The sequence below is a fragment of the Paraburkholderia sp. WC7.3g genome, assembly GCF_050436345.1.
Lineage (GTDB): Bacteria > Pseudomonadota > Gammaproteobacteria > Burkholderiales > Burkholderiaceae > Paraburkholderia > Paraburkholderia podalyriae.
The window spans coordinates 3,306,294-3,327,528 of record NZ_JBNDMA010000002.1 but is presented as its reverse complement, the minus strand read 5'-3'; the positions used below and the strand labels follow the sequence as shown (position 1 = coordinate 3,327,528).

16 protein-coding genes and 1 pseudogene are annotated in these 21,235 nt (G+C 68.1%); 11 read left to right on the top strand and 6 right to left on the bottom strand.

Translation table 11 applies throughout. The annotated features are described in order from the left end of the window. Positions 1-171 precede the first annotated feature (171 nt). Entirely contained in the window at positions 172-1,977 is a 1,806-nt protein-coding gene (ggt, locus tag OKW43_RS26675) for a gamma-glutamyltransferase (RefSeq protein ID WP_429450745.1), read from the top strand. Between the two features lie 54 nt (positions 1,978-2,031). Beyond that, entirely contained in the window at positions 2,032-2,592 is a 561-nt protein-coding gene (locus OKW43_RS26670; RefSeq protein ID WP_429450743.1) for an RBBP9/YdeN family alpha/beta hydrolase, read from the top strand. Between the two features lie 18 nt (positions 2,593-2,610). On the opposite strand, the gene OKW43_RS26665 is transcribed toward OKW43_RS26670, so the two are convergent. Further along, the gene (locus OKW43_RS26665) at positions 2,611-3,831 is read right to left on the bottom strand and encodes a CaiB/BaiF CoA transferase family protein (RefSeq protein ID WP_429450741.1); all 1,221 of its coding nucleotides are present in this window, start codon (positions 3,829-3,831) and stop codon (positions 2,611-2,613) included. Positions 3,832-4,096: 265 nt separating this feature from the next. Between OKW43_RS26665 and alaS the strand changes: the two genes are divergently transcribed. Further along, the gene (gene alaS, locus OKW43_RS26660) at positions 4,097-6,721 is read left to right on the top strand and encodes an alanine--tRNA ligase (RefSeq protein WP_187634874.1); all 2,625 of its coding nucleotides are present in this window, start codon (positions 4,097-4,099) and stop codon (positions 6,719-6,721) included. A gap of 160 nt (positions 6,722-6,881) precedes the next feature. On the opposite strand, the gene OKW43_RS26655 is transcribed toward alaS, so the two are convergent. Next, positions 6,882-7,802 carry a LysR family transcriptional regulator gene (locus tag OKW43_RS26655; RefSeq protein WP_429450738.1) on the bottom strand — a complete coding sequence of 307 codons (921 nt, stop codon included), beginning with the start codon at positions 7,800-7,802 and terminating at the stop codon, positions 6,882-6,884. A gap of 101 nt (positions 7,803-7,903) precedes the next feature. On the opposite strand from OKW43_RS26655, the gene OKW43_RS26650 reads away from it, so the two are divergent. The 8 genes and pseudogenes from OKW43_RS26650 to OKW43_RS26615 all read left to right on the top strand — a co-directional run bounded on the left by OKW43_RS26650 (position 7,904) and on the right by OKW43_RS26615 (position 15,436). Then, positions 7,904-9,211, top strand: coding sequence for a YbfB/YjiJ family MFS transporter (locus OKW43_RS26650; RefSeq protein ID WP_429450736.1), 1,308 nt, complete (start codon positions 7,904-7,906; stop codon positions 9,209-9,211). Positions 9,212-9,428: 217 nt separating this feature from the next. Next, positions 9,429-9,959, top strand: coding sequence for an NUDIX domain-containing protein (locus OKW43_RS26645; RefSeq protein ID WP_187634877.1), 531 nt, complete (start codon positions 9,429-9,431; stop codon positions 9,957-9,959). A 44-nt stretch (positions 9,960-10,003) separates the two neighbouring features. Then, the gene (locus tag OKW43_RS26640) at positions 10,004-11,152 is read left to right on the top strand and encodes an iron-containing alcohol dehydrogenase (RefSeq protein ID WP_187634878.1); all 1,149 of its coding nucleotides are present in this window, start codon (positions 10,004-10,006) and stop codon (positions 11,150-11,152) included. A gap of 31 nt (positions 11,153-11,183) precedes the next feature. Beyond that, positions 11,184-11,633: an acyl-CoA thioesterase gene (locus tag OKW43_RS26635; protein ID WP_187634879.1), complete on the top strand. Its 450-nt coding sequence runs from the start codon at positions 11,184-11,186 to the stop codon at positions 11,631-11,633. 61 nt (positions 11,634-11,694) lie between these two features. Then, positions 11,695-12,578, top strand: a pseudogene (locus OKW43_RS26630) (branched-chain amino acid ABC transporter permease). Next, complete coding sequence (locus tag OKW43_RS26625) at positions 12,571-13,917, top strand: branched-chain amino acid ABC transporter permease (protein ID WP_187634881.1); 1,347 nt, start codon at positions 12,571-12,573, stop codon at positions 13,915-13,917. The pseudogene OKW43_RS26630 and the gene OKW43_RS26625 overlap by 8 nt, the downstream one beginning before the upstream one ends. Then, positions 13,914-14,714, top strand: coding sequence for an ABC transporter ATP-binding protein (locus OKW43_RS26620; RefSeq protein ID WP_187634882.1), 801 nt, complete (start codon positions 13,914-13,916; stop codon positions 14,712-14,714). Before OKW43_RS26625 ends, OKW43_RS26620 begins: the two co-directional genes overlap by 4 nt. Next, the gene (locus tag OKW43_RS26615; protein ID WP_187634883.1) at positions 14,711-15,436 is read left to right on the top strand and encodes an ABC transporter ATP-binding protein; all 726 of its coding nucleotides are present in this window, start codon (positions 14,711-14,713) and stop codon (positions 15,434-15,436) included. The genes OKW43_RS26620 and OKW43_RS26615 overlap by 4 nt, the downstream gene beginning before the upstream one ends. 21 nt (positions 15,437-15,457) lie before the next feature. Here OKW43_RS26615 and iolB read toward each other — a convergent pair whose 3' ends face one another. From iolB to OKW43_RS26595, 4 genes are read right to left on the bottom strand one after another with little or no spacing between them, the layout of a single operon-like run. Next, positions 15,458-16,258 (bottom strand): 5-deoxy-glucuronate isomerase, encoded by an 801-nt coding sequence (iolB, locus tag OKW43_RS26610; RefSeq protein ID WP_187634884.1) that lies wholly within the window; start codon positions 16,256-16,258, stop codon positions 15,458-15,460. Beyond that, on the bottom strand, positions 16,255-17,163 hold the full coding sequence (iolE, locus tag OKW43_RS26605) for a myo-inosose-2 dehydratase (RefSeq protein ID WP_187634885.1): 909 nt from the start codon (positions 17,161-17,163) through the stop codon (positions 16,255-16,257). The genes iolB and iolE overlap by 4 nt, the downstream gene beginning before the upstream one ends. A 19-nt stretch (positions 17,164-17,182) precedes the next feature. Next, positions 17,183-19,138, bottom strand: a complete 1,956-nt coding sequence (gene iolD / locus OKW43_RS26600; protein WP_187634886.1) for a 3D-(3,5/4)-trihydroxycyclohexane-1,2-dione acylhydrolase (decyclizing) — start codon at positions 19,136-19,138, stop codon at positions 17,183-17,185. Next, positions 19,135-21,159: a bifunctional 5-dehydro-2-deoxygluconokinase/5-dehydro-2-deoxyphosphogluconate aldolase gene (locus OKW43_RS26595; RefSeq protein WP_429450730.1), complete on the bottom strand. Its 2,025-nt coding sequence runs from the start codon at positions 21,157-21,159 to the stop codon at positions 19,135-19,137. The genes iolD and OKW43_RS26595 overlap by 4 nt, the downstream gene beginning before the upstream one ends. Positions 21,160-21,235: the final 76 nt, after the last annotated feature.

Below are 21,235 nucleotides of genomic sequence, written 5' to 3'. Positions count from 1 at the left end.
GGCGGCGCGCGGCGCGACGACTTAGGATGCGCTGCTGCGCGCGGCCCGCGCGCCTGTCCCGGCCCTTCGCGCGGGCGGGCTTGCCCGAGCCGTCCACGCTGTCCCTCATGTTCTTGCACGAAGCTCTACCGCTCGTGCGCCATGCCCGCCTCGTTGCCGGAGTTTTCTCGGATGTCTGTCCCGACGCACGGCGCGTTCCGCGCGCCTTTCGCCAGCGCTTTGGCTAGCGCCCGTTTCTGTTGCCGAAGCCGCCGCGTGCTCGCTTCGGCGTGGTGTGCCGCGCTCGCCGTGAACGTCGCGGCGCCGTTGCCGGCCGCCGCGAAAACGCCGCCGCCAAAGCCGGCGCTCGATGCGTCGGCAGTCGCCGCGCCAGATCCCTACAGCGCCGACACCGCGCAGCAGATCTTCGCCGAAGGCGGCAACGCGGTCGATGCCGCGGTCGCGATGGCCTTCACGCTCGCCGTCACGCGGCCCGATGCCGGCAACCTCGGCGGCGGCGGTTTCATGACGCTGCTGGTCGACGGCAAGCCATATTTTCTCGACTATCGCGAGCGCGCGCCGCAGCAGGCGACACGCGACATGTACCTCGACGACAAGGGCAGCGTGGTGCCAGGCATGAGCACGGTCGGTCATCGCGCGGTGGCCGTGCCGGGCACCGTCGATGGCATGTGGGAAGCGCAACGACGCTTCGGCAAGCTCAAATGGAAGCAGGTGCTCGCGCCCGCGATCCATTACGCGACCGACGGCTTCCAGGTCGACCCCCGGCTGCAGCAGCGGCGCGACGCGGCCGCGAAGAGTTTCGCCGGCAAGACCAATTTCGACGCCTATTTTCCGAACCTGAAGGCGGGTGCGACGCTGCGCCAGCCGGAGCTCGCGCAGACGCTCGGGCGGATCGCGAGCGACGGCGGCCGCGAGTTCTACGAGGGCCGCACCGCCGGCATGATCGCCTCGCAGATGTACGGCCACGGCCTGATCACCAGCCAGGATCTGAGCCAGTACAAGGCGCTGTGGCGTGAGCCGCTCGCCGCCGACTGGCACGGCTACCGCGTGATCACCGCGCCGCCGCCGAGCTCGGGCGGCCTCGGGTTGATCCAGATGCTGAAGATGCGGGCCGACCTGCAGCCGGCGTTCGATGGTCTCGCATTGAATTCGGCGCCGTACATCCATCTGATCGCGCAGATCGAGGATCGCGTGTTCGCGGACCGGCAGCGCTATATCGGCGACCCGGACGCGTCGCCAGTGCCGACCGCGAAGCTGATCGACGACGCCTACCTCGCGCAACGCGCGGCCGAAGTCAAGGCCGACGACGCGCCCGGCGCCGCGTCGGTGAAGCCCGCTGCCGACGGCGCCGAGGCGACGGAGAAGCCGCAAACCACGCATTTCTCGGTGGTCGACAAGTGGGGCAATGCGGTCTCGAATACCTACACGCTGAACGGCGATTTCGGCTCGGGCGTCGTGGTGGATGGCGGCGGATTCCTGCTGAACGACGCGATGGACGATTTCGTGATCAAGCCGTCGGGCACCGGCCCGGCCTCGACACCCGGCGTGGCCTCGACAGCCGGCGCCGCCGATGCGGAGCCGAACACGATCGCGCCAGGCCGCCGGCCGATTTCGTCGATGACGCCGACGCTGCTGCTGAAGGACGGCAAGATCGCGCTAGCGATCGGCACGCCCGGCGGCTCGCGCATCCTGACGACGATCTTCCAGGTCATGACGAACCTGTATGACTTCGAGATGCCACCGACGGACGCGCTCGCCGCGATGCGTTTCCATCATCAACTGCTGCCGCAAAAGACGATCTACTTCGAGCCGTTCCGTCCCGCGCCGGACGAACTCGCCGCGCAGCTGAAGGCGCTCGCCTATACGGTCGAGCAGCAGTCGTTCAGCGGCGACGTGCAGATGATCCGCGTGAATGGCACTACGCCCGAGCCCGGCAGCGATCCCCGCGGTGCCGGCGTGGCACGCGTGATACGGTAGCCGGCCCGCCGCGCTCTGTCGCGAGCGGGCGATCAGCCGAACACGGGAAGCGCGATGAGCGAACAAAAACCAACCACACTCGTACTGCCGGGCTATCTGGGCTCCGGTCCAGGCCACTGGCAAACGCGCTGGGAAGCGCTCGATCCCGCGTTCGTGCGCGTGCAGATGCCGGACTGGGACCACCCTTCGCGCGACGCCTGGTGCCGCACGCTCGCCGCCGCGCTTGACGCCGTGGATTCGCCGGTCATGTTCGCCGCCCACAGTCTCGGCTGCCTGACCACCGCGTTCTGGGCCTCGCGGTACGCGAGCGCGACGCAGCTCGCGAAAGTGGCCGGCGCGCTGCTGGTCGCCGTGCCCGATCCGGCCGAAGCGGATTTCCCGGAGGACGCGACCGGCTTTGCGCCGGTGCCGCTCACGCGCCTGCCGTTTGCGACGATCGTCGTGGCGAGCAGCGACGATCCGTATGGCGGCGTGCCGTTTTCACAAACCTGCGCGAACGCGTGGGGCAGCCGCTGGATCGGTATCGGCGCGCGCGGCCATATCAATGCCGATAGCGGCCTCGGCGATTGGGACGAGGGCCGGCGCTGGCTGGCTTCGCTGACGACGGTGGGCTGAGGCTCGCCGCCTCGTCGGTCAAATCACCGCTTTCCGCTTCAACTCCGCGATCCTCTGCGCGTCGTATCCGAGCACGTCGCGCAGCACGCGCTCGGTATGCTCGCCGAGCAGCGGCGGATGGCTCAGCGCCTGCGGCGGCGTGCCGGTCATGTTGATCGGATTGCGCACGAGCTTGACCTTGCCGCCCGACGGATGCGGCAGATCCACCTGCATGCCGCGCGCGACCACCTGCTCGTTGTCGAACACCTCGGCGAGGTTATTGATCGGCCCGCACGGCACGCCGGCCGCTTCGAGCGCCGCGATCCATTGCTGCTTTCCCTGCAGACGGACCATGTCCGCAAGAATCGGCACGAGCAGTTCGCGGTTGCGTACGCGCGCGGGGTTGGTCGCGAAACGGTCGTCGTCGGCGAGCGCCGGGCGACCGCCCGCCTCGACGAACTTGCGGAACTGCCCGTCATTGCCGACCGCGACGATGATCCAGCCGTCGCTCGTCTGGAATGTCTGGTAGGGCACGATGTTCGGATGCGCATTGCCCCAGCGCGCCGGCGGCTGGCCGCTCGCGAGATAGTTCGAATTCATGTTGGCGAGCATCGCGACCTGCACGTCGAGCAGCGCCATGTCGATGTATTGGCCAATGCCGGTGCGGTCGCGGTGCGTGAGCGCGGTCAGCACGGCGATCGTCGCGTACATGCCGGTCATCAGGTCGGCGATCGCGACGCCGGCCTTCTGCGGGCCGCCGCCCGGCTGAGCGTCGCGCTCGCCGGTAATGCTCATGAAGCCGCCGATGCCTTGCACGATGAAGTCGTAACCGGCGCGCTGCGCGTATGGTCCGGTCTGCCCGAAGCCCGTCACCGAGCAGTAGATCAGGTCGGGCTTGACCTCTTTGAGCGATTCATAGTCGAGGCCGTACTTCTTCAACTGGCCGACCTTGTAGTTCTCGAGCACGACGTCGCTTTGCGCGGCCAGTTCGCGCACGATCCGCTGGCCCTCGGGCGACGCGATGTCGAGCGTGACCGAGCGCTTGTTGCGGTTCGCCGCGAGATAGTAGGCGGCTTCGCGCGTGTCCGCGCCGTCCGGCGTTTTCAGATAGGGAGGCCCCCAGTGGCGGGTGTCGTCGCCGACCTCGGGGCGTTCGATCTTGATGACGTCGGCGCCGAAATCGGCGAGCGTCTGCGTGCACCACGGGCCAGCGAGCACGCGCGTGAGATCCAGCACGCGGATGTGACTGAGAGCGCCCATATCGTTCAATGTCTCCTCAGGTATGCAGGCGGCGCGCGAGTTGCACTGCGTGATTTAGCGCGCCGTTTCGTGCAAGCCATCTTAAGCGATTCCCGCTCGCGGGCGCAGTCAGCCGAACGTCGTAGCGCGGCTCGCAACGCGCGGCACACAGTGCCTCGCACGCTTGCCGATCCCGTATAATCAGTCGTTTAAGAAACAGACAGTTGGCGCATCCCATCGACCGCCAGTCTCCGTCAGGAACCGTCAGGACCGTCCCCCGCCCGCTATGAAAGCCGCTGAAATCCGCGAGAAATTCCTCAAGTTCTTCGAATCGAAGGGCCACACGATCGTCCGTTCGTCGAGCCTCGTGCCCGGCAACGACCCGACACTGCTCTTCACCAATTCGGGGATGGTGCAGTTCAAAGACGTGTTCCTCGGCGCGGAATCGCGTCCGTATTCGCGCGCCACGACCGCGCAGCGCAGCGTGCGCGCTGGCGGCAAGCACAACGACCTCGAGAACGTCGGCTACACCGCGCGTCATCACACGTTCTTCGAGATGCTCGGCAACTTCTCGTTCGGCGACTACTTCAAGCGCGACGCGATCCACTACGCGTGGGAACTGCTGACCGGCGTCTACCAGCTGCCGAAAGACAAGCTCTGGGTCACCGTCTACCAGGAAGACGACGAAGCGCACGACATCTGGGCGAAGGAAGTGGGCGTGCCGGTCGAGCGCATCATCCGCATCGGCGACAACAAGGGCGCGCGCTACGCATCGGACAACTTCTGGCAGATGGCCGATACCGGCCCGTGCGGCCCGTGCTCGGAAATCTTCTACGACCACGGCCCGGACGTGTGGGGCGGGCCGCCGGGATCACCCGACGAAGACGGCGACCGCTACATCGAAATCTGGAACCTCGTGTTCATGCAGTTCAACCGCGACGCGCAGGGCAACATGACGCCGCTGCCCAAGCAATGCGTGGACACCGGCATGGGCCTCGAGCGTATCGCGGCCGTGCTGCAGCACGTGCACAGCAACTACGAGATCGACCTGTTCCAGGCGCTCATCCAAGCCGCTGGCCGCGAAACCGGCGTGACCGATCTGGGCAACAATTCGCTGAAGGTGATCGCGGATCACATCCGCGCGTGCTCGTTCCTGATCGTCGACGGCGTGATTCCGGGCAACGAAGGCCGCGGCTACGTGCTGCGCCGTATCGTGCGCCGCGCGATCCGCCACGGCTACAAGCTCGGCAAGAAGGGTTCGTTCTTCCATCGCCTCGTCGCCGACCTCGTCGCGCAGATGGGCGACGCTTACCCTGAACTGAAGCAGGCCGAGCAGCGCGTGACCGACGTGCTGCGTCAGGAAGAAGAGCGCTTCTTCGAGACGATCGAGCACGGCATGTCGATTCTCGAGGCCGCATTGGCCGATCTCGACGCCAGGGGTGGCAAGACGCTCGACGGCGAACTCGCGTTCAAGCTGCACGACACCTACGGCTTCCCGCTCGACCTGACGGCGGACGTCTGCCGCGAGCGCGAAGTGACGGTCGACGAATCCGCGTTCGACGACGCGATGGCGCGTCAGCGCGAGCAGGCTCGCGCGGCGGGCAAGTTCAAGATGGCGCAGGGCCTCGAATACTCGGGCGCGAAGACCACCTTCCACGGCTATGAAGAGATCGTCTTCGACGACGCGAAGGTCGTCGCGCTGTACGTGGACGGCGCGTCGGTGCAGCAGGCGCAGGCCGGCCAGCAGGCGGTCGTCGTGCTCGATCACACGCCGTTCTACGCGGAGTCGGGCGGCCAGGTCGGCGACCAGGGCGTGCTCGCCAACGCCAGCACGCGCTTTGCGGTCGTCGATACGCTGAAGGTTCAGGCCGACGTGGTCGGCCATCACGGCACGCTCGAGCAGGGCACGCTGAAGCTCGGCGACATCGTCAAGGCGGAAATCGACGCGGTCCGCCGCGCCCGCACGGCGCGCAACCACTCGGCCACGCACCTGATGCACAAGGCGCTGCGCGAGGTGCTCGGTGCGCACGTGCAGCAGAAGGGCTCACTCGTCGACGCCGAGAAGACCCGCTTCGACTTCGCGCATAACGCGCCGATGACGGACGAGCAGATCCGCCGCGTCGAGGAAATCGTCAATGCCGAAGTGCTGGCGAACGCGCCCGGCATCGTGCGTGTGATGTCGTATGACGACGCGGTGAAGGGCGGCGCCATGGCGCTGTTCGGCGAAAAGTACGGCGACGAAGTGCGTGTGCTCGACCTCGGCTTCTCGCGTGAGCTGTGCGGTGGTACGCACGTGAATCGCTCGGGCGACATCGGCCTGTTCAAGATCGTGATGGAAGGCGGCGTCGCGGCGGGGATCCGTCGCGTCGAAGCGATCACGGGCGACAACGCGGTGCGCTACGTGCAGGAGCTGGAAGCGCGCGTCAATGCGGCCGCAGCGGTGCTGAAGGCGCAACCGGCGGAACTCACCCAGCGCATCGGCCAGGTGCAGGACCAGGTGAAGGCGCTCGAGAAGGAACTGGGCGCGCTGAAGTCGAAGATGGCGTCGAGCCAGGGCGACGAACTCGCGGGCCAGGCGATCGAAGTCGCCGGCGTGCACGTGCTCGCTGCGACGCTCGAAGGCGCGGACGTGAAGACGCTGCGCGAAACGGTCGACAAGCTGAAGGACAAGCTCAAGAGCGCGGCAATCGTGCTCGCGTCGGTCGAAGGTGGCAAGGTCAGCCTGATCGCCGGTGTGACCGCCGACGCCAGTAAGAAAGTCAAGGCGGGCGAACTGGTCAACTTCGTGGCGCAGCAGGTCGGCGGCAAGGGCGGCGGCCGTCCGGACATGGCGCAGGCTGGCGGTACCGAGCCGGCCAACTTGCCGGCGGCGCTCGCGGGCGTCAAGGGCTGGGTCGAAGGCCAGCTTTGATTTCGATGATCGGTTGAGTCCGGCTCGACCCGCAGTCGAGCCGGGTTCGACGAAGGGGCCACGCGACGTGCCAGCAGGATTGGCGTGTTGCGTGGCCCCTTCGCTTTTGCCGAAGCCGGTCGGGTTGCGCCGGACCCGGTTGCCGGCGGGGGCTCAATCATCAGGCCGCATTCGCATCCACGGACGCCGCCGCATCCGCGTCGGCCGTCGCTTCGTGCGACGCCACCAGCGTGCGCCGCAGCGCGTTGAGCGCCGACGAAAAATGGCCGCGTCGCCAGACCAGCAGCGTGTCGATCATGCCGATAGCGGGCAACTCGTGTACCGCGATATTGCTCGTATCGGTCAGCAGATCGAGCACCGAGCGCGGCGCGACCGCGACGCCCGCGCCGGCCGCCACGCACGCGACGATCGCGTGATACGAGCCGAGTTCCAGCACGCGCGCCGGCCGCACGCCGTGCTCCAGATACCACTTTTCGATATACACCCGGTAAGCGCAGCCGGGCTCGAACGCGATCAGCGTCGATAGCGCGATGTCGCGCGCTTCGCGGATCGGCCGATGACCACGCGGCGTCAGCATCACGAGCTCTTCGCGGAACACCGGCACGGTCTCGAACAGCTCGCCGATCGCGGCGGGATCGAAGGGTGTCGCGATCAGCGCCGCATCGACCTCGAACTCGCGCACCCGCTCGATCAGCTTGCCGGTCGTGCCGATTTCCAGCTCCAGCGCGACGGCCGGCCATTGCTGGTGATATTGCGCGAGCAGGCCGGGCAGACGCGTCGCCGCGACGCTTTCCATCGTGCCGAGACGCAGACGGCCGCTCGGACGATCCTCACGCACCGCATGGCGCGCTTCGTCGGCAAGCGCGAGCAGCCGTTCCGCGTAGGGCAGTAGCGTCTCGCCGGCCGGCGTCAGCACGAGGCGGCGGCCATCGCGGATGAACAACTCGGTGCCGAGCTGCTCCTCGAGCTGCTTGATGCGCGTGGTCACGTTCGATTGCACGCGATTGAGCTTCGCCGCCGCGCGTGTCACGCCGTTTTCGCGCACGACCGCGCGAAAGATGGTGAGAGCGGCCAGATCCATGATTCTCTCCTGGCGATGGTTGGCATCCTAATTATTCATTTTCTGTGATCAAAAGGTCAAGCTAAGATGGATTCATATCGTCGCCGTTTGACCGTCCGATCATGAACGACCTTGCCTCGCGCGCGTACCAGCGCTTCCACGAACCGCACGCCGCCCGGCGCGCGGCGCTCGCCTGCATGGTGACGCTGGCCGTCGCGCTCGGCATCGGGCGCTTCGCATTCACGCCGCTGCTGCCGCTGATGCTGCACAGCGCATCGCTCGGTCAGCCGCAGCTCGACATCCAGCACGGCGGCTGGCTCGCATCGTTCAACTACGCCGGCTATTTCGCCGGTGCGCTCACGTGCGCGGCGCTGCGGGTCAAGCCCTCGCGCATGGTGCGCGTCGGGCTCGTCGCGACCGTGCTGCTGACGCTCGCGATGGGCGTCACCGGGCAGTTCTGGGTGTGGGCGCTGGTTCGCTTCGTCGCGGGCGCGGTCAGCGCATGGACGTTCGTGTTCGCGTCGCAATGGGGCTTGCGGCGGCTCGCCGAACTCGGCGCGCATGCGTGGAGCGGGGTCATCTATACGGGGCCGGGCGTGGGGATCGTCGGGACCGGCTTGCTGGTCAGCGTCGCGGGCGGCTATGGCGCGGTGATCGGATGGATTGGCTTTGCGGCGATCGGCGCGGTGCTGTCGGTGCTGGTGTGGCCGGTGTTTGGCGACGCACCACGTGCGAAGGCCGCGGCCCCCGCTGACGAAAGCTCAGCGGTGCCCAAACCCGCCATCGGACCACGCGCCAGCGCAAAGCAGCCGCCCGGTACGGCCGGCGTTCAAGCCGGCCCTGCGGTCCACCGCGCCGACGCCTTCTGGCTGGTGCTGCTGTACGGCATCCCGGGCTTCGGCTACATCATCACCGCGACCTTTCTGCCGGTCATCGCGCGCCACGCGTTGCCTGGCTCGGCGTGGCCGGACCTGTTCTGGCCGATGTTGGGCGCCGCGCTGATCGTCGGCGCGTTGTTCGCCGCGCGCTTGCCCGTGCATTGGGACAACCGCGTGCTGCTCGCGGGCTCGTATGTGCTGCAGGCACTCGGCATTGCGCTGGGCATCGTGTGGCCGACGGCGGCGGGCTTTTCGCTCGGCAGCATCCTGATCGGCCTGCCGTTTACCGCGATCACGCTATTCGCGATGCGCGAGGCGCGGCGTCTGCGCGGCGACGACGCGGCCGGGCTGATGGGATACGCAACGGCGGCCTATGGCATCGGGCAGATTGCCGGTCCGCTGGTGGCCGCGCCGATCGCCGCGCACACGGGATCGTTTTCGCTGGCGCTGTGCCTCGCCGCAGGCGCGCTGCTGGCAGGGGCGGCGGGGCTGATCGCGGTGACGCGCATGCCGCGTGGCCGGGGCCGCATGCCGGATTGCGGTTGCAACTAACGCTAAAAACAAATCTCGCACGAGCGCACTAAAATGACCGCTTTCCGTCATCTCCTCGCGCCTGTCGCCGGGCGGTTGCAGGAAATCCTCGCCGTGCGCATCATGTTTCCGAGCGAATCGAACGCGGTATTCGCGCAGCTGCCGCCGCTTGCCGCGAAGGCGATGCGCGCGAGCCGTGCGCCGCGTGATGCAAAAGACCAAAGAGACGTCCCCCACCATGACCGAGTACCGATTCTGTCCCCGCTGCGCGAAGCCGCTGACCGAACGCAGCGACCCCGAGCACGAGGGCGGCCGCGTTCGTCAGAGCTGTCCCGATACCGCGTGCGGCTACGTCCATTGGAATAACCCGCTGCCGGTCGTCGCCGCGATCGTCGAGTACGAGGGCAAGATCCTGCTCGCGCGCAATGCCGCGTGGCCCGAGGGGATGTTCGCGCTGATCACCGGTTTCCTCGAAAACGGCGAAACGCCGGAGCAGGGGATCGCGCGCGAAGTGCTCGAGGAGACGTCGCTGCACACGGAATCGGTCGAGCTGATCGGCGTGTACGAATTCATCCGCAAGAACGAGCTGATCATCGCGTATCACGTGAAGGCGCACGGGGCGATTGCGCTGTCGCCCGAACTGCTCGAATACCGGCTCGTCGAGCCCGCGAAGCTGCGGCCGTGGCGCGCGGGCACCGGCCAGGCGCTCGGCGAATGGATGCGGCGGCGCGGTTTGCCGTTCGAGTTCGTCGAGCGGCCGGGGCAGTGAACCATCAGCGGTCAATGAGCGCACGCTCAGGGAGAAGCAACGGCATGGCCTACATCTACTACCTGACCCATATTCATCTGGGCTTCGATGCCCTGTCGCAACTGTCATCCGAGTGCGCGCGGATCGGCATCGAGCGGCCTCTATTGATCAGCGACAAGGGCGTCGTCGCGGCCGGCATCGCGCGGCAGGCGCTCGACGCGCTGAAGCTCGGCGACGTGCCGCTGTTCGACGACACGCCGTCGAACCCGACCGAGGAAATGGTGCTTGCGGCCGCCCAGGCGTATCGCGACCAGCGCTGCGACGGGCTGATCGCGGTGGGCGGCGGTTCGTCGATCGATCTCGCGAAGGGCGTCGCGATCGCGGCCACGCATCCGGGGCCGCTCACGCAGTACGCGACGATCGAAGGCGGCAGCGCGAAGATCACCGACGCGGTCGCGCCGCTGATCGCAATTCCGACCACGGCCGGCACCGGCAGCGAAGTCGCGCGCGGCGCGATCGTGATTCTGAACGACGGCCGCAAGCTCGGCTTTCATTCGTGGAATCTGCTGCCGAAATCGGCGCTGTGCGATCCGGGCCTCACGCTCGGCCTGCCGCCGGGGCTGACCGCCGCGACCGGCATGGACGCGATCGCGCACTGCATCGAAACCTTCCTCGCGCCGGCTTTCAATCCACCCGCCGACGGGATCGCGCTCGACGGTCTGGAACGCGCATGGGCCAGCATCGAGCGCGCGTGCGCGGATGGCAACGATCGCGAAGCGCGCCTGAACATGATGAGTGCGTCGATGCAGGGCGGGATGGCATTCCAGAAGGGCCTCGGCTGCGTGCACTCGCTGTCGCATCCGCTGGGCGGCCTGAAGGTGAACGGCCGCACGTCGCTGCATCACGGCACGCTGAACGCGGTCGTGCTGCCCGCGGTGCTGCGCTTCAACGAGCGCGCGCCTAGCGTGGTGGCCGAGCGTCGCTATGCGCGCATGCGTCGCGTGATGGGGGTGCCCGAGCATGCGGATCTGGCGCAGGCGCTGTTTGACATGACTGCGCGGCTCGGTCTGCCGACCGGCCTCAAACAGATGGGTGTCGACGAAAGCATGTTCGACAAGGTCGTGCAGGGCGCGCTGGTCGACCATTGCCATCGCACGAATCCGCGCGAGGCGAGTGCCGACGACTATCGCCGCATGCTGACCGAGTCGCTGTGACGGCGTCACCATCCACCAACCGCCACATCCGATGAACAAACCCGCCCCCGCCGGCCGCGCCGCGTATCCGCATATGCTGCCGATCACCACGCGCTGGATGGACAACGACGTCTACGGCCACGTGAACAACGTCGTCTACTACAGCTATTTCGACACCGTCGTGAACGAGTATCTGATCCGCGCGGGCGTGCTCGATTTCGAGCACGGCGCGACGATCGGCCTCGTCGTCGAGACGCAGTGCAACTACTTCGCGCCGCTCGTGTTTCCCGATCGGGTCGACGCGGGCTTGCGCGTCACGCGGCTCGGCACCTCGAGCGTGCGCTACCAGGTGGGGCTGTTCCGCGACGGCGAGGCCGCGCCCGCCGCGCAGGGACATTTCGTGCACGTCTACGTCGATCGCGCGACGCGCCGTCCGGTGAACCTGCCGGCGGCACTGCGCGCGGCGCTCGAACCGCTGTGCGTCGCCGGGCCGGCGCAATAGTCGCGTGCAGTCGTTCATCGTCACAGTGCTCAACGGCCTGAGCTACGGGCTGTTGCTGTTCATGCTGTCGGCCGGGCTGACGCTGATTTTCAGCATGCTCGGCGTGCTCAACTTCGCCCATGCGAGCTTCTACATGCTCGGCGCGTACGTCGGCTTTTCAGTGGCGGCGCGCGCCGGCTTCTGGAGCGCGCTGGTGATCGCGCCGCTCGTCGTCGGTCTGCTGGGCGCGGCGCTCGAGCGCTGGCTGCTGCGGCGGGTGCGCGGGCACGGCCATCTGCCCGAACTGCTGCTGACGTTCGGCGCCGCGCCTATCTGCTCGGCGAACTCGTCAAGCTCGGCTGGGGGCTCAGTCCGCTGTCGGCACCGATTCCGGCCGTGCTCGACGGTCCACTGTTCTCGCTGTACGGCGCGGTCTTCACGCGCTATCGCGCGTTCATGATGGCGGTGTCGCTCGCGATGCTCGCGGCGCTCGTCGCGATCCTGCGCGCGTCGAAGACGGGCTTGATCGTGCGCGCCGCGCTCACGCATGCGCAGGCGGTCGAAGCGCTCGGCCACAACGTGCCACGGGTGTTCACCGGCGTGTTCGCAGCCGGCACCGCGCTTGCCGCGCTGGCTGGTGTGATCGGCGCGCCGCTCTTCGTGATCGAGCCGGCGATGGCGGAGTCGCTCGGCTCGATCGTGTTCGTCGTGGTCGTGATCGGCGGCCTGGGGTCGCTGAGCGGGGCGCTGGCCGCGTCGCTGCTGGTCGGGTGCGTGCAGACGCTGGCGGTCGCCAGCGATCTGTCGTTGGGCGACGTGGTGTCGCTCGCCGGCGCGGTGCTGCCGCCCGAATGGGACGCGCTGACGCTCGCGCAACTCGCACCGCTGCTGCCGTATCTGCTGCTCGTCGCGATGCTGGCGATGAGGCCGCGCGGGCTCTTCGGACGGCGTGACGATCATGCGTAAGCGGGTTGGGGCGTCGGTCGCGGTGGAAAGCGGGCTGCCGCGTCGCAGGCGCGGCCGCGCGCTCGCGCCGTGGTTCGCGCTCGTCGCCTTTCTGGGCGTACCGCCTTTCATCTGGCCGCACAGCTGGCTGCTGGCGTACCTCGCGCAAAGCGCGACGATGATCGTATTCGCGCTGTCGTACGACCTGCTGCTCGGCGCGACCGGGCTGCTGTCGTTCGGCCATGCTGCGTATGCCGGGCTCGGTGCGCTGATCGCCGCGCGCGTGTTCAACGCGAGCGGGATGCCGCTGGTGCTGCTGCCGTTCGTCGGCGGCATCGGCGGCGCGCTGTGCGGCGTGCTGTTCGGCTTCATCGCGACGCGCCGCGCCGGCACCGCGTTCGCGATGATCACGCTCGGTCTGGGCGAGCTCGTGGTCGCGGCCGCGTGGACGCTGCCGGGCTGGTTCGGCGGCGAGGCGGGCGTCGCGATCGATCGCGCGAGCGGTGCGCCGCTCGCCGGCTGGAGCTTCGGCCCGGTGCGCGAGGCCTATGCGCTGATCGCGCTGTGGTGCGTCGCCGCGAGTGTCGCGATGTTCGCGCTGTCGCGCACGCCGTTCATACGGCTGGCGAACGCGGTGCGCGACAACCCGGCGCGCGCGGCGGCGATCGGCTGCTATCCACGGCGGGTTCGCTATGGCGTGGTGGTGCTGTCGGCGTTTTTTGCGGGCATCGCGGGGACGCTCGGACTGATCAATCTCGAACTCGTGTCGACCGAGAGCGTCGGCATGATGCGCTCGGGCGCGGTGCTGATCGCGACCGTGATCGGCGGCACGGCGACGTTTTTCGGGCCGGTCGCGGGTGCGATCGTGCTGACGTTTTTCAGCGTCGTGGTCGCGAGTGTCACGCGGGCCTGGCTGTTCTATCTCGGACTGTTCTTCGTCGTCGTCGTGATGGCCGCGCCGGATGGGCTCGCGGGCTTTGCGTCGCGTCACATGGCGCGGATTGCGGCCTATGGCTGGCGACGTTGCCGCGCCGCCTATCTGTGGAGCGCGGCGGCGCTGTCGCTGTGGCTCGCGGCCGTCGTGTTCGCGGTGCAGTGGGCCTATGCGGCGCAGTTCGGCTCGGACCAAGGCGCGGCTTCAGGGGCGTTGTTCGGCGCGTTGTTCGGCACCGGTGCCGGCGCGGGCGCGGGTGCGGATGCAGCCGGTGCGCCGCTGCTCGCGATGCTCGGCGCCTCGCCGCTTCCTGTCGCGCTGGCGCTCGTTGCGCTCGCCGCGCTGACCACACGCCATGCGCTGCGCACGCATGCACGCGCCACCGCCCAGGCAGGCACGGAGCGATCCGCCGGAGCCGCACGATGATCCCCGCGCTCGCGCTCTACGGTGTCGAAAAGCGTTTCGGCGCAACCCCGATCCTGCGCGGCGTCGATCTCGCGATCGAGCCCGGCGAGCGGCACGCGCTGATCGGCCCGAACGGCGCGGGCAAGTCGACGCTGTTCGACCTGATCGGCGGCGGCGCGCGGCCCAGCGCGGGACGCATCCACCTGTTCGGCTCGGACATCACGCGGCTCGCGCCGGCCGCGATCGCGCGCCGCGGCCTTGCGCGAAGCTTCCAGAGCACCAGCGTGTTCCCGCGTCTGTCCGTGTTCGACAACCTGCGCTGCGCGGCGCAACTTGCCGAGCGCGATCGCACGCGCTGGTGGCAGCGGTTGACCGGCACGCCCGCGGTCGATGTGCGCGCCGCCGCCGTACTCGACGCGGTCGGCCTGCGCTCGCGCCGCGACGTCGCAGCCGGCACGCTCAGCTACGCGGAGCAGCGCGCGCTCGATCTCGGCATCGCGCTGGCGGGCGGCGCACACACGCTGCTGCTCGATGAACCGACGGCGGGCATGAACCGCGCGGAAGCGGCGCGCGCGATCGAACTGATCCGCGACACCACCGCGGGCCGCACGCTGCTGATGGTCGAGCACGACATGGAGGCGGTGTTCGCGATCGCCGATCGCATTTCGGTGCTGGTGCAGGGGCGCATCATCGCGAGCGGGTCGCCAGCTGCGATTCGCGCTGACGCGGCGGTGCGTGCCGCGTATCTGGGCGAGCGCGTCGAGCTCGGCTCAGGCGCGCGGGCGGGTGATGAACCGGACCACGGAGCGGGCCGATGAGCGCGCTGCTCGACATCCGCGGTCTGAACGCGTGGTATGGCGCGAGCCAGGCGTTGCACGGCGTCACGCTCGGCATCGAGCCCGGCGAAGCGGTCGCGCTGGTCGGCCGCAACGGCTCGGGCCGCTCGACGCTCGCACGCGCGATCATGGGCCTCGTGCGCTGCGAGGGCGAACTGTGTTTCGCGGGACGCTCGCTCGCCGGTCTGCGCACGTTCGAGATCGCGCGGCTCGGGCTCGGCTATGTGGCCGAGCGTCGCGACGTGTTCGCCGCGCTGAGCGTCCACGAAAACCTGCTGCTAGGCATTGCGCCGGCTGCCGCGTCACGCGTTCGCGGCCGCGCACCACGCTTCACGCTCGACGACGCGTACGCGCTATTCCCGGTGCTCGCCGAGCGCAAGCGCACGCGCGCCGGCGCGCTGTCGGGCGGCGAGCAGCAGATGCTCGCGCTCGCGCGGGCGCTGCTCGGCGATCCCGATCTGCTGCTGATCGACGAGCCCGGCGAAGGACTCGCGCGTCTCGTGATGCAACAGGTCGCCGGCTGTCTGCGCACGCTGCGCGAGCGTGGCGTCGCGATGTTGTTGATCGAGCAGCGGCTCGTGATCGCGCAGGACATCGCGAGCCGCGTCGCGGTGATGGGGCACGGCGAGATTGTGTTCGACGGCGCGCTGGCGTCGTTTCTGTCGCGTGACGATGTGATGCGCGAATGGCTCGGGATTGGCTGACGCGCATCATGGACAAGTCAGTCAAGCATCCTTGTTGATGATCCATTCATGCGCCGGATCGTTATGGAAATGCCAGAGCCGCTGGCTGCCCGCCATCACGTTCAGGTAGTACGAATCGTAGCCATACGGCACGATGACCGGGTGATAACCGCGCGGCACCATGACGACGTCGCGATCCTCGACGGCCATCGATTCGTCGATATCGCGCGAGTCGGTGTACACCCGCTGGAACGCGAAGCCTTGCGGCGGATCGAGCCGGTGGTAGTAGGTTTCTTCGAGCGAGCTTTCGAGCGGAACGTTGTCGGTGTCGTGCTTGTGCGGCGGATAGCTCGACGCGTGACCGCCCGGCGTTCTCACTTCGACCACCAGCAGCGATTCCGCCGGCTCGGTCTGCGGAAGAATATCGCACACATAGCGCGTATTCAGCGATTTGCCGCGCGTCGAGCGCGTCATCGACGCAGGTTCGATCAGCCGCGCCGGATACTCGCCTGTGGCCGGCGCGCTCGCGACTCCAATCTCCGCGTCGCGGCACGCGCGCACCGTCGCGCGCAGATTCGGCGGCAGATATACCGCGTAGGGCGCCGCGTCTTCGAACACGCTATCGCGCGAACCGAGCGAACGCCACGTCGTATCTGCCGTTTCGATATCGACCGCGCCGCTCAGCACGACGATGCAACTTTCGCGCGCCGGCTCGAACACGTACACGAGTTCGTTCGCGCCCAGCCGGTACGCGGCGAATCCCACATAGCGCCAGCAGGCCGACTGCGGCGTCACGCGCGCGATCGTCTGGCCTTCGCGCTCTGCCTTCACCAATAAGCTCATGCTGCCTCCTTGCCGAGCGGCGCATCGACGAGCGCCCGCAAAGTTCCGTATCCCTTCTGCGCATAGTCGAACGGCGGCGCGACCACCGGGTCCTGCTCCGCCTCGACGACGAGCCAGCCGCAATAACCATGCCGCTTCAAACGCTCGATCAGCGCCGGAAAATTGACCGCGCCATCGCCGGGCACCGTGAATGCACCGGCGATCACCGCATCGAGAAAACTCCAGTTGCGATTGCGCGCGAGCCTCGTCACGGCGGGGCGCACGTCCTTGCAATGCACGTGGCAGACGCGCGCGATGTGCGCGTCGAGCACGGCAACGGGATCGCCGCCCGCGAACGTGATATGCCCGGCGTCGAACAGCAGGCCGACGGCGTCGCTGGTGCGTGCCATCAACTGATCGACGTCGGCCGGCGTTTCGACGTACGCGCCCATATGATGATGATAGGCGAGCCGAACGCCACGGCTCAGCGTATAGCGTGCGAATTCATCGACACGTGCCGCGTACGCGGCCCATTGCGCGTCGCTGAAAAAGCGCGGCCGTTGATACAGCGGGCGCGGCGCGCCCTGGATCGAATCGGCGACTTCGCCATACACCATCACGGTCGCGCCGTTGCGCGCAAGCAACTCGAGATGCGGGCCGACCGCGTCGATTTCCTCCGCGACACTGCGTTTAGCCAGTTGTCCCGAGTACCAGCCGGACACGAGCGCGAGGTCGTATTGCGCGAGCAGGGTCTTCAGCGCTTGAGGTTCGCGGGGAAACTTGTTGCCAAGTTCGAAGCCCTGATAGCCGATCTGGCGACCTTCGGTTAGCGCGACTTCGAGCGGCGTCTCGCCGCCGAGCGACGGCAGGTCGTCGTTCATCCAGGATAGCGGATTGATGCCGATGCGTACGTCGAAAGCAGTCATGCCGGAGTCCTCGTGGTTGTCACTCGTGATCGGTGCCCTGGGACGGCGCAGGCGGTGCAGGCGGTGCAGGCGGCGCGGCGCGCGCGGCCAGCTGCGCGTCGTACTTCGCGCGGGCGTCGCGCACTTGCGCGCGCGCCGACACCTCGGGCACCGCGACTTCCCACCACCAGCCGCCGTCTTCGGTGCTGCGCGCCGGGTCGGTGTCGATGCTGATCACGTACGTGCGTTTCGCCGCGCGCGCCCGTTGCAGCGCCGCTTCGAACTCGGCGAGATTGCCCGCATGCTCGGCCTCGGCGCCGAGCGCGCGCGCATGCGCGGCGAAGTCGATGCGCGGCGCGCCTTCCGGCGCGTGCACGCAATCGTCGAGCAGATTGTTGAACGGTGCGCCGCCGCAAGCCTGTTGCAGTCGATTGATGCAGCCGAAGCCGCGATTGTCGAGCACGACGACGATCAGCTTCGCGCCGAGCATCACCGAGCTCGCGATCTCGCTGTTCATCATCAGATAGCTGCCGTCGCCAACCATCACGATCACCTCGCGCTCGGGCCGCGCGAGCTTCACGCCGAGGCCGCCCGCGATCTCGTAGCCCATGCACGAGTAGCCGTATTCGACGTGATACGCGCCGGGCCGGCCCGCGCGCCACAGCTTGTGCAGATCGGCGGGCAGCGTGCCGGCCGCGCAGACGACGATGTCGTCGGTCGGCGAGTGCGCGCTCGAGCGCTGCACCGCGCCGATCACGTCGCCCTCGTAGGGCAGCACCGCGTCGCGTTGCGGCGCATGCGTGAGCGTGTGCACAGTGTCGCGCCAGTTCGCCGCGAGCTTGTGCGCGCGCGCGGTCCAGCCGCGCTCGGCGTGCCAGCCTTGCAGCGGCCCGGCGAGCGCATCGAGCGCGAGCTTCACATCCGCTTCGACGATGACGCCGCGATGCTTGAGCGCGTCGAACCCGTTCGCGTTGATCGCGATCACGTCCGCTTGCGTGAACAGTGTGTTCGAACCGGTCGTGAAGTCCTGCAGGCGCGTGCCGAGCGCGAGCACGCAGTCGGCGTCATGCGCGAGCGCGTTGGCGGCCGGTGAGCCAGTCACGCCGAGCGCGCCGGCGTTCAGTGGATCGTTCCACGCGAGCGCGCTTTTGCCGGCCTGCGTTTCCGCGACCGGCACGCCATGCGCGCTCGCGAAGCGGTGCAGCGCATCGGCCGCGCCGCTATACAGCACCCCGCCACCGGCGACGATCAGCGGACGCTTCGCGTGCCGCAGGCGCGCGCACGCGGCGTCGATATCGTCGCTACGTGGCGCGGGCGCATGAAAGCGCACGACACGCGGCGTAAAGAAGTCCTCCGGAAAGTCCCACGCCTGTGCCTGCACGTCCTGCGGCAACGCGAGCGTGACGGGGCCGCACGACGCGGCATCGGTCAATACGCGGATCGCGCGCGGCAACGCGCTCAGTAATTGCGCCGGATGCACGATGCGGTCGAAGTAGCGCGACAGCGGCTTGAACGCGTCGTTCGCGGACACGCCGCCGTCGGTGAAATCCTCGAGTTGCTGCAGGACCGGATCGGGCGCGCGCGACACGAAGATATCGCCGGGCAGCAGCAGCACCGGCAGACGGTTCACGTGCGCGAGCGCGGCCGCGGTCAGCAGATTCGTGGCGCCGGGGCCGATCGACGTCGTCACGGCCATCATGCGGCGGCGCAAGTGCGCCTTCGCGTAAGCGATCGCACTGTGCGCCATCGCCTGCTCGTTGTGCGCACGCAAAGTCGGCAGTGCGTCGCGATGCTGATGCAGCGCCTCGCCGATGCCCGCGACGTTGCCGTGGCCGAAGATCGCGAACACGCCGCCGAACAGCGGTTCGACGTCGTGGCCGTCTTCGCTGGCGACGCGTTGCGCGGCCAGATAGCGCACGAGCGCCTGCGCCATCGTCAGGCGAATCGTGCCACCGGTGCTGGCTGGGGTGTCGTCATGCATGATGCGCTCGTTCATGCGGCCTGCTCCTGGTGAGCGCGACGAGGCGAATTGCGTGCCGTCGGATCGCCGCGCGCGCCGCGCCACGCGGCGATCAGTGTTTCGAAGGTCTGGCGCACGCGCGCAATCAATTCGTCGTCGCCGATGTCGCCGGCGAGCCACGCATGGCTCGGTTCGTGAAAGATCGTGCGGCCGACCGTGAAGCCGCGGCACGTCGCCGCTTGCGCGGCCGCGCGGAAGCCTTCGCTCAATTGCTCGACCGCCGCCGACAAACCGAGCAGCACGACGCCGCGGCAATACGGATCGCGCTCGGCGATCAGCGCGTCGATGGTCTGCCATTGCGCGGCGTCCATCGGTTCGAGCTTCCACCACTCGGGGTAGATGCCGAGGTTGTACAGGCGCTTCAACGCGCGATACACGATGTCCGGTCCTTGCGGCAGCGACGCATGCTTCGGCGGGATCACTTCGAGCAGCAATTCATGGCCGCTTGCCTGCGTCGCGTCGTACAGCGCGCGCAGTTGCGCTTCCTGTTCGAGCCGCTGCTCGATCGGCTCGTCGGGATGAAACTGCACGAGGCATTTGACGACGTGTTCCTGTGGCCACGCAATCAGCGTGGTGCCGATCGAGCGGCCATGATCGAATTCCAGCGGCACCGAGCCGGGCAACTCGACCGGGCGGCCGATCCACCAGCCGCGGCCGGTCGCGGCGTTCAGCGCGTCCTGACCATAGCGGTCGTCGATCAGTACGCCGATACGTCCCTGCAGGTTCAACGCGCGTTCGGTCTGCGCGACCGCTTCGACGAACAGGCCCTTCAACGAGGCGATGCGCGCTTCGTCGGCGCCGGTCTGTTGCGCGAGTTCGAAGAACGGATTGCGATGATCGAACGCGAAGCCGAGCACTTCGTGCCACGCTTTGCGCGCCGGCGACACACGATGCAGTCTTGCGAGCTTCGCGTCGAGGTCGGGGCGGCGCATGCGCTGCGGATCGGCCTGCGCTTCGCGCAGGAAGTAGTCGAGCTCGGCCGGTGTCGGCATCGCCGGAGCGCAACCGTGCCGCGACACGACCAGCGCACCGCTCGCGTTCGCGGCGCGCGCGCAGGCGTCGAGCGGCTGATCGCGCAACCAGCCGGACAGGAAGCCGGAAGCGAACGCGTCGCCCGCGCCGAGCACGTTCAGCACGTCGACTTCGACGCCGCCGTGCAGCGGCGCCGCATCGAGCGATGCGGGCACGTCGCCGTCGATGATCTGACAGCCGAGCGGCCCGCGTTTCAGCACGAGCGTGGCCGGCGTCACGGCGCGCACCACCGCGAGCGCGTCGGCGAGGTCGGTCTTGCCGCCGGCGATGCGAAACTCTTCTTGGGTGCCGATCACCAGATCGAACAGCGGCAGAATCCGCTGCAAATGCGCGCTGACGCCCTCGCTCGCGACGAAACGCGTCTCGCCGTCGGCCTTGCCCGTGAGTCCCCACAGCACCGGGCGGTAGTCGATGTCGAGCACGGTGCGCACGTCGTTGCGGCGCGCGTAGTCGAGCGCGCGGCGGCTCGTGCGATTGACCTGCCCGGTCGAGAAGTGCGTGCCGGTGATCAGCAGCGCTTTCGACGACGCGATGAACGCCTCGTCGAAATCGGCCTCGTCGACCGCCATGTCCGCGCAGTTCTCGCGGTAGAAGATCAGCGGGAACGTGTCGCGATCCTTCAGCCCGAGCAGCACGAGCGCGGTCAGCCGTTCGTGATCGATGCGCACGTGGCTCACGTCGCAGCCTTCCTTCGCGAGCGTTTCGGTCAGAAAGCGCCCCATGTGATCGTTGCCGACGCGCGCGAGCATGGCCGCGTCGAGTCCGAGCCGCGCGCAGCCGAACGCGATGTTCGCCGACGAGCCGCCGAGATACTTCGCGAAACTCGACACGTCTTCGAGTCGCGCGCCGACCTGCTGCGCGTACAGATCGACGGCCAGCCGGCCGAGGCACACGATGTCGAGGGCACGCCCCGGCGCGAACCGGCTGCCTGCTGCGATGCCGCTAGAGGTGCTGGAGTGAGCCATGAATAGTCCTGAGTAACAGTGCGCGGTGGGTGCGCGGTGGCCGGCCACGCGAAACGCGTCGAGGCCGGCCGTGCCG

Bases quoted from the DNA above. Each gene is read 5' to 3' on its own strand.
- ggt (WP_429450745.1), top strand. From the start codon at position 172: ATGTCTGTCCCGACGCACGGCGCGTTCCGCGCGCCTTTCGCCAGCGCT.
- OKW43_RS26670 (WP_429450743.1), top strand. From the start codon at position 2,032: ATGAGCGAACAAAAACCAACCACACTCGTACTGCCGGGCTATCTGGGC.
- OKW43_RS26665 (WP_429450741.1), bottom strand. From the start codon at position 3,831: ATGGGCGCTCTCAGTCACATCCGCGTGCTGGATCTCACGCGCGTGCTC.
- alaS (WP_187634874.1), top strand. From the start codon at position 4,097: ATGAAAGCCGCTGAAATCCGCGAGAAATTCCTCAAGTTCTTCGAATCG.
- OKW43_RS26655 (WP_429450738.1), bottom strand. From the start codon at position 7,802: ATGGATCTGGCCGCTCTCACCATCTTTCGCGCGGTCGTGCGCGAAAAC.
- OKW43_RS26650 (WP_429450736.1), top strand. From the start codon at position 7,904: ATGAACGACCTTGCCTCGCGCGCGTACCAGCGCTTCCACGAACCGCAC.
- OKW43_RS26645 (WP_187634877.1), top strand. From the start codon at position 9,429: ATGACCGAGTACCGATTCTGTCCCCGCTGCGCGAAGCCGCTGACCGAA.
- OKW43_RS26640 (WP_187634878.1), top strand. From the start codon at position 10,004: ATGGCCTACATCTACTACCTGACCCATATTCATCTGGGCTTCGATGCC.
- OKW43_RS26635 (WP_187634879.1), top strand. From the start codon at position 11,184: ATGAACAAACCCGCCCCCGCCGGCCGCGCCGCGTATCCGCATATGCTG.
- OKW43_RS26625 (WP_187634881.1), top strand. From the start codon at position 12,571: ATGCGTAAGCGGGTTGGGGCGTCGGTCGCGGTGGAAAGCGGGCTGCCG.
- OKW43_RS26620 (WP_187634882.1), top strand. From the start codon at position 13,914: ATGATCCCCGCGCTCGCGCTCTACGGTGTCGAAAAGCGTTTCGGCGCA.
- OKW43_RS26615 (WP_187634883.1), top strand. From the start codon at position 14,711: ATGAGCGCGCTGCTCGACATCCGCGGTCTGAACGCGTGGTATGGCGCG.
- iolB (WP_187634884.1), bottom strand. From the start codon at position 16,258: ATGAGCTTATTGGTGAAGGCAGAGCGCGAAGGCCAGACGATCGCGCGC.
- iolE (WP_187634885.1), bottom strand. From the start codon at position 17,163: ATGACTGCTTTCGACGTACGCATCGGCATCAATCCGCTATCCTGGATG.
- iolD (WP_187634886.1), bottom strand. From the start codon at position 19,138: ATGAACGAGCGCATCATGCATGACGACACCCCAGCCAGCACCGGTGGC.
- OKW43_RS26595 (WP_429450730.1), bottom strand. From the start codon at position 21,159: ATGGCTCACTCCAGCACCTCTAGCGGCATCGCAGCAGGCAGCCGGTTC.